The organism is Stenotrophomonas sp. KH_029 (assembly GCF_057839765.1).
In genome coordinates, this window is the sequence record NZ_CM174498.1 from 2,831,304 (window position 1) to 2,843,600 (window position 12,297).

At 68.1% G+C, this 12,297-nt stretch carries 15 protein-coding genes; 8 read left to right on the forward strand and 7 right to left on the reverse strand.

Annotated elements, in window-relative coordinates:
- Nucleotides 1-134 precede the first annotated feature (134 nt).
- From AC3ITM_RS12820 to dxs, 4 genes are all read left to right on the forward strand, one after another.
- Entirely contained in the window at nt 135-623 is a 489-nt protein-coding gene (locus AC3ITM_RS12820) for an LEA/WHy family protein (RefSeq protein ID WP_489265481.1), read from the forward strand.
- Between the two features lie 45 nt (nt 624-668).
- Nucleotides 669-2,462, forward strand: coding sequence for an acyl-CoA dehydrogenase C-terminal domain-containing protein (locus AC3ITM_RS12825; protein ID WP_489265483.1), 1,794 nt, complete (start codon nt 669-671; stop codon nt 2,460-2,462).
- A gap of 201 nt (nt 2,463-2,663) precedes the next feature.
- Nucleotides 2,664-3,323 carry an HNH endonuclease gene (locus AC3ITM_RS12830; protein ID WP_489265485.1) on the forward strand — a complete coding sequence of 220 codons (660 nt, stop codon included), beginning with the start codon at nt 2,664-2,666 and terminating at the stop codon, nt 3,321-3,323.
- A gap of 112 nt (nt 3,324-3,435) precedes the next feature.
- Nucleotides 3,436-5,346, forward strand: coding sequence for a 1-deoxy-D-xylulose-5-phosphate synthase (gene dxs / locus AC3ITM_RS12835; RefSeq protein WP_228884425.1), 1,911 nt, complete (start codon nt 3,436-3,438; stop codon nt 5,344-5,346).
- A 115-nt stretch (nt 5,347-5,461) separates the two neighbouring features.
- Here the strand turns inward: dxs and AC3ITM_RS12840 are convergent, their stop codons facing one another.
- The 6 genes from AC3ITM_RS12840 to AC3ITM_RS12865 all read right to left on the reverse strand — a co-directional run bounded on the left by AC3ITM_RS12840 (nt 5,462) and on the right by AC3ITM_RS12865 (nt 9,424).
- Complete coding sequence (locus AC3ITM_RS12840; protein ID WP_228884424.1) at nt 5,462-5,665, reverse strand: hypothetical protein; 204 nt, start codon at nt 5,663-5,665, stop codon at nt 5,462-5,464.
- Nucleotides 5,666-5,840: 175 nt separating this feature from the next.
- Nucleotides 5,841-6,404 carry a DUF3011 domain-containing protein gene (locus AC3ITM_RS12845; RefSeq protein ID WP_489265487.1) on the reverse strand — a complete coding sequence of 188 codons (564 nt, stop codon included), beginning with the start codon at nt 6,402-6,404 and terminating at the stop codon, nt 5,841-5,843.
- Nucleotides 6,405-6,585: 181 nt separating this feature from the next.
- Entirely contained in the window at nt 6,586-6,789 is a 204-nt protein-coding gene (locus tag AC3ITM_RS12850; RefSeq protein WP_489265489.1) for a hypothetical protein, read from the reverse strand.
- Between the two features lie 357 nt (nt 6,790-7,146).
- Nucleotides 7,147-7,296: a hypothetical protein gene (locus AC3ITM_RS12855; protein ID WP_489265491.1), complete on the reverse strand. Its 150-nt coding sequence runs from the start codon at nt 7,294-7,296 to the stop codon at nt 7,147-7,149.
- Between the two features lie 98 nt (nt 7,297-7,394).
- Nucleotides 7,395-8,753, reverse strand: coding sequence for a sensor histidine kinase (locus tag AC3ITM_RS12860; protein WP_489265493.1), 1,359 nt, complete (start codon nt 8,751-8,753; stop codon nt 7,395-7,397).
- The gene (locus AC3ITM_RS12865; protein ID WP_489270103.1) at nt 8,750-9,424 is read right to left on the reverse strand and encodes a response regulator transcription factor; all 675 of its coding nucleotides are present in this window, start codon (nt 9,422-9,424) and stop codon (nt 8,750-8,752) included. Before AC3ITM_RS12865 ends, AC3ITM_RS12860 begins: the two co-directional genes overlap by 4 nt.
- A 207-nt stretch (nt 9,425-9,631) precedes the next feature.
- Here AC3ITM_RS12865 and AC3ITM_RS12870 point away from each other — a divergent pair, with 207 nt between their 5' ends.
- From AC3ITM_RS12870 to AC3ITM_RS12885, 4 genes are all read left to right on the forward strand, one after another.
- The gene (locus AC3ITM_RS12870; RefSeq protein ID WP_489265495.1) at nt 9,632-10,372 is read left to right on the forward strand and encodes a MipA/OmpV family protein; all 741 of its coding nucleotides are present in this window, start codon (nt 9,632-9,634) and stop codon (nt 10,370-10,372) included.
- A gap of 2 nt (nt 10,373-10,374) precedes the next feature.
- On the forward strand, nt 10,375-10,608 hold the full coding sequence (locus tag AC3ITM_RS12875; RefSeq protein ID WP_489265497.1) for a hypothetical protein: 234 nt from the start codon (nt 10,375-10,377) through the stop codon (nt 10,606-10,608).
- 43 nt (nt 10,609-10,651) lie between these two features.
- Entirely contained in the window at nt 10,652-11,077 is a 426-nt protein-coding gene (locus AC3ITM_RS12880; protein WP_489265498.1) for a hypothetical protein, read from the forward strand.
- A gap of 72 nt (nt 11,078-11,149) precedes the next feature.
- Nucleotides 11,150-11,920 (forward strand): transporter, encoded by a 771-nt coding sequence (locus tag AC3ITM_RS12885; RefSeq protein WP_489265500.1) that lies wholly within the window; start codon nt 11,150-11,152, stop codon nt 11,918-11,920.
- 183 nt (nt 11,921-12,103) lie between these two features.
- Here AC3ITM_RS12885 and AC3ITM_RS12890 read toward each other — a convergent pair whose 3' ends face one another.
- Nucleotides 12,104-12,277 (reverse strand): DUF1328 family protein, encoded by a 174-nt coding sequence (locus AC3ITM_RS12890; RefSeq protein WP_228884412.1) that lies wholly within the window; start codon nt 12,275-12,277, stop codon nt 12,104-12,106.
- Between the last annotated feature and the right edge of the window lie 20 nt (nt 12,278-12,297).

A 12,297-nucleotide genomic window follows, 5' to 3' on the forward strand; every position in this document is an offset into this window, starting at 1 on the left:
CTTCGGCTTCAAGCCCAGCACCCCAAACCCGCCCTACAACCACTACCCTTCACCTGCCGGCCGCAACGCCGGCAAAATCACCATACGCCGTAGTATGCTTTGGCTCACGCAGCACCCGCACGAGGATTGCGCCCATGCACCACCGCTTCCGTACCGCCCTGATCGTCGCCCTGGTCGCCGGCTCCGCCCTGGCCCTGGCCGCCTGCAATACCGGCGTGGTCAAACGCGTCTCGCCGCCGGCCGCCAGCGTCCAGCAGCTGACCGTGCGCGCCGATGGCGGTTGGGACGTGGCCCTGCGGCTGCAGAATTTCAGCTCCATGCCGATGCGCTTTGACGAGGTCAAACTGACCCTCAAGGTCGGCGACGAAGACGCCGGCACCCTGGCCACCCAACCGGCCCTGTCGATCGGCGGCGTCTCGGCCGACGTCATCACCCTGCAGTTGCAGCCCTCTTCCGGCGCCCGCCTGCTCATGGCAGATGCCCTGGCCAGCAACCGTACCCTGGGCTATGCGCTCAAGGGCACGGTCAGCGCCACCCCGCAGGAAAAAAAGCAGCGCAGCTTCGACATCGACAGCCGCAGCACCCTCAACCAGGCCCCCGGCCTGCCCGGCGTGCTGCGCTGACCGGCAGCCCGCCCGCCTCCCTTTGCACCTGATCGAGACCTGACGATGAGCAGCTACACCGCCCCGCTTTCCGATATCCGTTTCGCCCTGCACGACGTCCTCAAGGCCGAAGCCCTGTTCGCCCGCCTGGGCCTGGCCGACGCCACTGCCGATGTGATCGACGCCGTGCTCGAAGAAGCCGGCCGCTTCAGCAGCACCGTGCTGGCACCGCTGAACAGCGTCGGCGATGAAATCGGCTGCGCACTCGACCAGGCCAGCGGCGAAGTCACCACCCCGCCCGGCTTCAAGCAGGCCTACACCCAGTTCGTCGACGGCGGCTGGACCGGCCTCACCGCCGCCCCCGAACTGGGCGGCCAGGGCCTGCCGCACACCCTGGGCGTACCGCTCAATGAAATGATCAACGCCGCCAACCTGGCCTGGGGCAACTTCCCGCTGCTCTCCCACGGCGCCATCGAAGCGCTCAAGCAGCACGGCGAAGCCTGGCAGCAGGAGGCCTTCCTCAAGCCGCTGATCGAAGGCCGCTGGACCGGCACCATGTGCCTGACCGAACCGCATTGCGGCACCGACCTGGGGCTGCTCAAGACCAAGGCCGAGCCGAACGCGGACGGCAGCTACGCCATCACCGGCACCAAGATCTTCATCACCGCCGGTGAGCACGACCTTACCGACAACATCGTCCACCTGGTCCTGGCCAAGCTGCCCGACGCCCCGGCCGGCGCCAAGGGCATCTCGCTGTTCGTCACTCCCAAGTTCAAGGTCGACCGCGACGGCAACGTCGGCGAACGTAACGCCCTGCGCTGCGGCTCGATCGAACACAAGATGGGCATCAAGGGCTCGGTCACCTGCGTGATGAACTTCGACGGCGCACAGGGTTACCTGGTCGGCCAGCCGCACAAGGGCCTGCAGGCAATGTTCACCATGATGAACACCGCCCGCCTCGGGGTGGGCCTGCAGGGCATCGGCCTGTCCGAGCGCGCCTACCAGAACGCGCTCAAGTACGCCCGCGAACGCCTGCAGTCGCGCTCGCTGAGCGGCCCCAAGAACCCGGACAAGCCGGCCGACCCCATCCTGGTCCACCCGGACGTGCGGCGCATGCTGCTGACCATCAAGTCGCTGGTCGAAGGCAGCCGCCTGCTCGCGCTGCATGCGGCCACCCTGATCGATGTGGCCCACCACGCTGAGGATGCCGCCGAACGCGAGCGCGCCGACACCCTGGTCAGCTTCCTCACCCCGATCTCCAAGGCCTGCCAGACCGAATGGGGCATCGAAAACACCTACAACGCCCTGCAGTGCTTCGGCGGCCACGGCTACATCCGCGAGCACGGCATGGAACAGCTGGCCCGCGATGCGCGCATCACCACGCTGTATGAAGGCACCACCGGCATCCAGGCCCTGGACCTGATCGGGCGCAAGACCGCTTCCAGCCAGGGCGCCGGGCTGAAGCTGATGCTGGCCGAGATCGAGGCCTTCGCCCAGGCCAATGAGGGCAACCAGGCAGTGGCCGAATTCATCGCCCCGCTGCGCGAGAAGGCCGACCAGTGGGGCAAGCTGACCCTGGCCACCCTGCAGCGGGCGGCCGGCAACCCCGATGAACTGGGCGCGGCCAGCTTCGATTACCTGTTCTATTCGGGCTATGTGGTGCTGGCCTACTGGTGGGCACGCAGCGTGGCCGCCGCCGACGCATCGGCGCAGACCGAGGCGTTCAAGCAGGCCAAGCGCGAAACCGCGCGTTTCTACTTCGCCCGCGTACTGCCGCGCACCTTGAGCCATGCCGCCGCGATCGAGGCCGGCGCCGAGTCGCTGATGGCGATGGAAGACGCGCATTTCGGCGAAGGCTGAGCGCCCGGCTGGTCCACCGGCCAACGGCCGGTGGCTACCTCTGGCGGTTCTGCCGCGGTAGGTGCCGACCGTTGGTCGGCACGATCGACGCCCCTTCTGGAGAAAAGCCCCCTTTTTGTTAAAGGGGGCGCGCCAACGGCGCGGGGTTCAGGTGGAATGCCCAACCGAATCGTTGCGAATTGGGTATAAGCTGTTTTCCCGATGGAGACAGACACTACACGACTAGGTCTGATCGATACCGGAGCGATGTCCGCCCCGGTCGCCGAAGCATCGCCGGTGATTTCCCCGCACCGCCCCGGCAGCGTCCGGTTGTTGTCCCTGGATGCCCACGGGCGCGTACTGGACTGGATCACCTGGCAGGATGCGGCCTGCCTCTACGCCCGCGATGCCGTCGCCTGGACCCTGGGCGACCCCTGCCTGCACATCCACGGCGGCACCAGCCGTTCGACCGGCCTGCGCAGCGGCATGGACCTGCACCCGATCATCGCCGCCCGCGGCCATGCCCGTTCGCGTGCGCTGGACCCCACCCCGAACCTGTCCAACCAGGCGCTGTTCGCGCGCGACGCGCACCTGTGCCTGTACTGCGGCCAGCAGTTCCATCGCCCGCAGTTGACCCGCGACCACGTCCTGCCGCTGTCCAAGGGCGGCCTGGATGTATGGGAAAACGTGGTCAGCGCCTGCTTCCACTGCAACTCGCGCAAGAGCGACCGCACCCCGCAGCAGGCCGGCATGCCGCTGCTGGCCGTGCCGTACCGGCCCAGCTGGATCGAACACATGATCCTGTCCAACCGCAACATCCTGGCCGACCAGATGGCCTTCCTGAAGGCGCAGCTGCCCAAACGCTCCAAGCTGGCCGCCTGACCTGCGACCAACTGACGCAGGGCCCGTCACCGTTTACTCACTGAAAAGGCGGTTTGCTTGCCCCACCCCGGTTTGGGGGCGAAAATAGGCGCTCAGAACAAGCGCGATAAACATGATCGACTCCGCCCGCTATCCCCGCCTGTCGCGCATCCAGTCACCGGATGACCTGCGCAGGTTCGAAGAATCCGAACTGCCCGCCATCGCAGATGAACTGCGTGCCTACCTGATCGAATCGGTCGGCAGGAGTGGCGGTCATTTCGGCGCCGGCCTGGGCGTGATCGAACTGACCGTCGCGCTGCACTACCTGTACCAGACCCCGGTCGACCAGCTGGTGTGGGATGTGGGCCACCAGACCTACCCGCACAAGATCCTGACCGGCCGCCGCGACGAGATCCACACCGTCAAGCAGAAGGACGGCGTGGCGCCGTTCCCCAAGCGCGAAGAAAGCCCGTTCGACACCTTCGGGGTGGGCCATTCCTCCACCTCGATCTCCGCTGCGCTGGGCATGGCGATCGCCCGCCAGCGCGAGGGCGACGAGCGCAAGGTGGTGGCGGTGATCGGCGATGGTGCGATGACCGCGGGCATGGCCTATGAGGCGCTCAACCACGCCGGCGGCATGGACCCCGAGCCGAACCTGCTGGTGATCCTCAACGACAACAACATGTCCATCTCCGAGGCGGTCGGCGGATTGACCAAGATGCTCGGCCGCGCCACCGGCAGCCGCACCCTCAACGCCCTGCGCGAAGGCGGCAAGAAGATTCTCGGCGACAAGAAGAAATCGCCATCGGCGCGCTTCGTCAAACGCTGGGAAGAGCACTGGAAGGGCATGTTCGTGCCCTCCACCCTGTTCGAGGAAATGGGCTTCCACTACACCGGCCCGATCGACGGCCACGACATCCCGGCGCTGATCGCCACGCTGAAGACGCTCAAGACCCTCAAGGGGCCCAAGCTGCTGCACGTGATGACCACCAAGGGCAAGGGCTACGAACGCGCCGAAGGCGACCAGATCGGTTACCACGCGGTCGGCCCGTTCGACCCGGACAAGGGCCTGGTCGCCAAGGGCGGGGCCAAGAAGCCGACCTATACCGACGTCTTCAGCGACTGGCTGTGCGACGCCGCCGCCGCCGAACCGCGCCTGCTCGGGATCACCCCGGCGATGCGCGAAGGCTCCGGCCTGGTCCGCTTCAGCAGGGAATACCCGGAACGCTACTTCGACGTGGCCATCGCCGAACAGCACGCGGTGACCCTGGCCGCCGGCATGGCCACGCAGGGCGCCAAGCCGGTGGTGGCGATCTACTCCACCTTCCTGCAGCGCGCCTACGACCAGCTGGTGCACGATGTGGCGGTGCAGGAACTGGATGTCCTGTTCGCGATCGACCGCGCCGGCGTGGTCGGCCCCGATGGCGCCACCCATGCCGGCAATCTGGACCTGAGCTTCCTGCGCTGCGTGCCGCACATGGTGGTGATGGCCCCGGCCGATGAAGCCGAATGCCGGCAGATGCTGACCACCGGCCTGCGCTACACCGGCCCGGCGGCGGTGCGTTACCCGCGCGGCAGCGGCACCGGCGTGGCCGCCGGCACCGACCTGTCCACGCTGGAGATCGGCAAGGCCGAACTGCGCGTGCCGGGCAGCCGCATCGCCCTGCTCGCCTTCGGCAGCACCGTGCCGGCCGCCGAGGCGGTGGGCCGCGAGCTGGGCCTGAGCGTGGTCAACATGCGATTCATCAAGCCGCTCGACCGTGCCCTGCTGCTGGAACTGGCCCAGCACCATGAGGGCTTTGTCACCATCGAAGACAACGTGGTGGCCGGCGGCGCCGGCTCGGGCGTGTCCGAACTGTTCAATGCCGAGCAGGTGCTCAAGCCGTTCCTGCACCTTGGCCTGCCCGACGGCTTCCAGCACCACGCCAGCCGCGAAGACCTGCTGGCCGAAGCCGGCATCGACGCCGCCGGCATCCGCACTGCAGTGCTGGCGCGCTGGCCGGCACTGGCCCGGCAGGGCCAGCCGCTCAGCGCAGCCGGCTGAGCGGACGCGCGCCGGTAGAACCACGCTCGGCAAAACGTACACCCGGGAGCATGGTAGTGCCGAGCCACGCTCGGCAAACGTACACCCGGGAGCAACAGCAGCCGGGCAGCCGCCATCACCCGTAGCGCACTGCCTCCACATACGCGCCGCTGGCTTCCACCCGCACCGCACTGCACTGGCCGGTTTCGGCGTGGTGCAGGCGGGCCAGCGCATCGGCGAAATCGAACGCCTTGGCGCTGTCGTGGAAACGGAACGATTCCAGCTTGTCCGGGTGCAGCACGCGCCATTGGCGGTGCTCCAGTTGCAGGCGGATCAACATGCGCTTCCCTCCTCCGTGAGACAACAGGGGCTGCCAGGCAACGGCAGCGCCTTGCGGACGGCCGTCGTTGCATCCAGGCAGGCCCCAGCGGGCCTGCCCCGTCCGCACGTTAATCCATTCAAACTGTGCGCTGTATCAGGTTTTTCTGATTCGTGAGTCAGGGCTTGCCCGCAACTCAGTTGACCTGGAACTCACCGCGGCAGCCGCCGTTGACCCACACCCCGTCACGGTCCCAGCCCCAGCTGCGGCCTTCCACGCAGGCCGTCCTGGAAGTCTGGCGCACCAGCCGGGCATCGCGTCGGATGCTGACATTGCAGCGGCGCAGGCGATGGTCGTTGGAATCGCAGCTGATCACCTGACCGCGTCCGCCGCCCCAGCCGCCGCCATTGCCATGGCCACCGCCGCCCCAGCCGCCACCGTGCGAACCGCGACCCTCGGCGATGAATTCGGCGCGGCAACCCTGGGTCACCCATACCCCGTTGCGGGCCTGGCCCCAGGTTTCGCCTTCCACGCACGGCGAGCCGGAAATCTGTCGTACCAGCCGCGCGCGCCCCTGCAACGGGCACTGCTGGGTGCGGCCCTTGATCGATTCGCAGCGCACCGGGCCGCTGTTGTAACCCTCATCGCGGTAGCGGTCGTCGTAGTGCTGCGCCTGGGCGGTGGCGCCCAGCGCCAGCATCGACGGCACCAACACCCACAGCCACGTCCGCTTTCCTTGCGTCTTCTGCCTGTTGCTCATGCCTGCTGCCTCGTTGCTGTGTGGTCAATGCGCACAGCATCGGCGATCGGCAGGCATCCGGACATAGGCCAGAAGTCGCTGATTTCATCCCCTATTTAGGTAACCGACGCGCGGCTGACCGGATGGACACCGGCGTGGTCACATCGGCCCGGCGCACGTTCGGCGACGACCGGCACCGGCCTCAGCCGTAGCGCACCGCGTCCACATGCGCGTCGTACGCTTCCACCCGCACCGCGCTGGCAGCACCGGTGCGGTCGTGGTGTTCGCGGGCCAGGCGGTCGGCAAAATCAAAGGCGAGCGCACCGTCGAGGAACGCGACCGGGTCGGGCTGGGCCGGGTGGACTACGTGCCAATGGCGGTCCTGGCATTGCACTTTGATCAGCATGGTTGGCTCCTCGATGGCGTCCCTGGCAGGTGGCAACACGGCTGGCGGCCGGCGTTGGCCGGCACTGCCGCGATGGCGTCTGATGACGTGAGGCGTCCAAGCCTCGAGTGCACGATAGGTCGGGCACCGGGGCAGCTGAATAGGATTCGTCTGAAAGTGGTGTCATCCCGATCAACTATCGGGCTGATGCCTGATGGCGCCGCGCACGCAACACCGCTACCCGGTCAATTGCCGGCGGCCGCCTGTACCTGCAGCCAGGCCAGGAATGCAGGCACGCAAAGGCGCCCAGCTGACCATCTTGGGCCCCACCGCCGCGCGGACACGCAGGACAGCCGGCATGCGCATACGACCAGGCACTCAGCCCGGCCGCAGCACTTCCAGCAGCAGGGTCAGCAGCCCCACATAACTGCCGACCCAGATGATCGCCTTGGCCGTGCCCTGCAGCATGTTGCCGCCGAACAACGCCTGGCCGATACGGGCAAACAGCGACGGACCGGGAGCGGACATGCAGACCTGCCTTGGATCGGGTGGGATGCGCACATGCTACGCCGCGCGGTACGCAGGCAAGCGCATCCGACCCAGGTGCATCCGATCATGGATCGGATCTACTGCCGTTCCGGCGGCGGCGCGCGGTCCACCGGCAGGGCCACCACGAAGCGCGCACCACCCCCTGCCGCCGCTTCGGCGGCGATGCTGCCGCCATGGCGCAGCATGATCTCGCGCGCCAGGTACAGGCCCAGGCCGCTGCCGCTGCCACTGGGGCGCAGCCGATGGAACGGCTCGAAGATTTCCTGGCGTGCCGCTTCGGGCACGCCGGAACCTTCATCGCTGACCGACAACACGCCATCGGGCTGCAGCGCCACGCTGATCATGCCGCGGTCGCCGCCATGGGCGATCGCGTTCTGCAGCAGGCTGGCCACCACCCGGTGCAGCGCATGCGGGTCGCCACGCACCCACACCGGTGCGTCCGGTGCATCCACCGCGAAGGTGTAGCCGGCATCGAGCACCAGCGGCGCCACATCGGCGGCCACCTCGGCGGTCAACGCCGCCAGGTCCACGCGCTGGGACTGGCTGCGGTGATGGTCCAGGCGCTGCAGGTCGAGCAGCTGCTCGGCAATGTTGCCAAGCCGGCTGAGGTCACGCTGCAGCCGCGAGCGCACCGGCCCGGCCGGCAGGTCGGCGATGCGCGTGGCCAGGATCGCGATCGGCATGCGCAGCTCATGCGCGGCGCCGACCAGGAAACGATCCTGCGCATCGTAGCTTTCGCCGATGCGGCGCACCGCCGCATTGAACGCATCCACCAGCGGGAAGATTTCCTGCGGCACCGCATGGGTATCCAGGCCGCCGCCGCGCTCGTTGATCTGGATCGCCGCAGCCTGCGCGGCGACCCGGTTGACCCCGCGCAGCGAGCGGTGGATCGCCCAGGGCGCCACCACCAGGGTGATCAGGATCAACGGCAGGGTGATCCAGCCGCTCAGGTAGCGGATCATCACCTGCATCTGCCGCCACAGGCCACGCGAGGGCAGCCCGCCGATCATCACGTGCACGCGCCCTTCGGGCAGCTCGGTGACCCACACCCGCATCGCCAGTTCCACCCCGCGGGTACGCGTGCGCACATCCATCGGTTCGATGTGCGGCAGCTGTGCCACCAGCGGCCGGTACATGTCCGGCACCTCGCCATGGGTGAGCTGGTGTCCGTTCTCATCGGCGGCGGCAAACCAGAACGTGGCCGGGCGGTCCTGCGCGGCCGCGTCCAGCGCGGCCCAATCCACCTGCAGCGCATCGTCCTGGATATGGATCGCACGCGCGATCGATTCGCTCATTCCCCAATCGATGTAGGCCGCGTCACGATCGCCGTAGACCAGCATCATGCCGATCAGCCCCATGGCCACCATGGTGATCTGGATCAGGATGATCTTCCAGGCCAGGCTGAACGACAGCGACCCGGGCTTGAGGAATTTCATGCGACGTCCTTCAACAGGTAGCCGATCCCGCGCATGACGTGGATTTCCACCCGCGCATCGGCTTCGGCCAGCGCCTTGCGCAGCTTGGACACGTGCGCGTCCAGCGCATTGGACTGGATCGCATCGTCGAAGCCGTACACCGCCTCCAGCAATGCCGCGCGCGCCACCGTGCGGCCCTGGCGTACCGCCAGGGCTTCCAGCACCAGCAGCTGCCGGCGCGGCAAGGCCAGCAGCACGCCGTCGACACTGGCCTGGCGCGCGACGAAATCGAACTGTAGACGGCCCAGCAGCAGCACCGGCAGCGCGATCTGCGACGGCCGCCGCGAGATCGCGCGGATCCGCGCCAGCAGCTCCTCCACCGCGAACGGCTTGGTCAGGTAATCGTCTGCGCCCACGTCCAGGCCGACCACGCGGTCGGCCACCGAATCGCGTGCGGTCAGCATGATCACCGGCAGGTTGGGCACCAGGCTGCGCGCGATGCGCACGAAGCCGGCACCGTCGCCGTCGGGCAGCTGCCGGTCCAGCAGCAGGATCTGGTGCAGCGCCGGCTTGAGCGCCTCAGCGGCCCGGGCCATGCTGCCGACCACATCCACCACCATGCCGTGCCGGCCCAGGCTGGCCTGGATCGCACTGGCCAGTTCGGGATCGTCTTCGAGCAGCAGGATGCGCATGGCAATGGTGGGCACGGGGGCGGAAGCTGTGGATGGTACCGCGCAGCCCGGCGCAACGTTCCGACAATGTAACCCCGGCACCATGCGCGCTTGGCTTTCCCGTCTGGCAGGTAGATGCGCGTGCGTTCCAATCCCCCCAACTCCCCCGCAGGCAGCTGCCCCTCCCCGCGTCCCCGGGCACGCCTGGCCGGTACCGCCGCAGCGTGCGTGGCCCTGGCCGCCCTGCTCACCGGCACCGCCGCCACGGCGGCCGAATCGGCCGCGACCAAGCCACGCACCGCGCTGGGCGTGGCAGTGGTGGCGCTCAAATCGCCGTATGCCGGCTACAGGACCGACACCCTGGCCGCCCCCGTCGGCAGCTGGGAGGGCAAGTCGTTCTATTTCCGCGGCGGCACCCTCGGCTACCGCCTGTTGGACAACCAGCACACCGAAGTGTCGGTGATGGTGTCGCCGTACATGATGCGCTTCAAGCACAACGACAGCGACGACATGCGCCTGCGCCAGCTGTCCAACCGCAACTTCTCGGCCATGGCCGGCGTGGCGGTACGCCACAACGCGGCATGGGGCCTGCTGCAGGCCGATGTGCAGCGCGAGATCAGCGGCCATGGTGGCGGGCTGGCGGCCGATGCCAAGTACGCCTACCCGCTGCCCGTCGGCCGGGTCACCCTGGTGCCGGGCGTGGGCGCAAGCTATGCCAGCAGCCGCCTCAACGACTACTACTTCGGGGTGGGCGCGGCCGAAGCGGCACGCAGCGGGCTGGCCCGCTACCGCGCCGGCAGCGGTGTGGCGCCCTATGTCGACCTGCTGGCGGTGATGCCGCTGGGCCCGCGCTGGACCGCCACCGCGTCGCTGCGCCGCACCCTGTTGTCCGATGCGGTGGACGACAGCCCGATGACCGACGCAGACCACATGGACTCGGCCGCCCTTTCACTCAGCTACGGATTCTGACCATGCGCCAGGGAATCGTACGACGTGTCGCCGATCTTGCCCTGCAGATCGAGCCGGATCGCCACGTCGTACTGCAATGGATTCTGCATACCCCCCTGCCCGCCCTGGGCGGGCAGACCACCTTCGAACTGGCCTGCGATGGCCAGGGCGAACGGGTGATCGCACTGTTGAACCACGTGCTGCTGCAGCCGGGCAGTACACCGCCGCGGCTGCCGCAGGCACGCGCCATGCACTAGCTGCCGGCACCTTCGCCTTTTGATACGCCCCCACGGAGCCCGCATGAGCCGCCCTTTTCCAATGATCGGCAGCGCCGGATACGCCGATGATCCGCTGCTGGCCCAGGCCCTGGTCGATTTCGACCAGGCGGTGCAGGCCCTGATCGAACAGGACCCGATGCCGCACGGACGCTTCTCGCGTGCCTATGTCACCGCGATTTTCCACGCCTGCCTGGCACCCAACGACCCCGGCCCGGGCGCCCCCCGCGGCCGCCCGGACCCGCAGATCGCGCAGGCACTCAAACGCTGGATCCAGGAACAGCTGCTCAAACACCCCGGCGAGAGCCAGGATCACCACCTCACCGCCGCGCGCCGCGCCGCGCACGGCTTCTGGCTGCAATCGCTGGCCGACCCGGTCGATGCCGACGGCCGTCCGCGCGCCAACCGCCTGCTCGATGGCCTGCTCGCACTGACCCGCCCGCAGCCCTGAAGGGAGCCATCGCCATGGTGCGTTGACAGCGCGTCGATTAGGCTGTGATGCCTGATTGCAACGACGATCCCCATGCGCGCTCCCGCCGCCCTGGCCCTGCTGCTGTGCACCGTTCCAATGCTGGCTGTGGCCAGCGATGACGACGCCCCGGCGTTCGACCGCCCGGGTCTGGGCTTCTCGCCGACCACCCTGCCGCGCGGCGGCGTCGCCCTGGAGCTGGGCCTGCCCAGCCTGGCGCGCGACCGCGATGGCGAGGGCGTGCTGTCCACCCAGTACAGCAGCGACGTCACCGTGCGCGTGGGCGTTGGCGAGCGGGTCGAACTGCAGGCCTTCGGCACGCCCTGGAACCGGCTGCGGGTGGCGCCACGCGGCCAGCCGGCCAGCACCCTTCGCGGCGCCGGCGACAGCGGCGTGGCACTGAAGGTCGCGCTGCCGTCGGCATCGGACCGGCACGCCTGGGCGCTGCTGGCCAGCACCACCTTCGATACCGGCGAGCGCGACTTCAGCGCCGGCGGCCCGCAATACGCGCTGGGCGCCAGCTACGAATACACCTTCAACGACCGCTGGTCCGGCGCGCTGTACGCCAATGCGGTACGTGGCGCGGGCGAACAAAGCCTGAGCTGGTCGCCCAGCCTGAGCGTGGCCTTGAGCGAGAACGTCGGCGCCTTCGTCGAAGCCGGCTTCACCCACACCCAGGGCGCGCCGTCCACCGCCATCGCCGGTGCCGGCCTGACCTGGATGGTGGCCCGCCGCGTGCAGCTGGACGCTTCATTCGACCTCGGCCTGGACGCAGACAGCCCCGACCTGCAGGCCGGGCTGGGCGTGTCGTTCTATTTCAGGTAGCAGCCGATGATGCATCCGGGTGGGTAGGTCCGAGCCACGCTCGGACGCGCTTGGTTCCGGCAGCGCGTTGTCCGAGCACGGCTCGGACCCACCTGTTCTCCACGCGCAGGCGAACAACCAACAAAAAGGCCTGTGCATCGCTGCGCAGGCCCTGATGTCTACACCCGTATGTCAGTGCGCCAGCTAGGCGACCTTCTTGGCGATGGTCATGCCAAGCAGGAACAGGATCGCGGCGATGATGATGCCGGCCCAGAACAGGAACTTGGCCACGCCGATGGCCGCGCCACCGATGCCACCGAAGCCCAATGCACCGGCAATCAGGCCGATGATGGCGAAGATGATGGCCCACTTGATCATGTTGATCCTTTCCCGAAAAC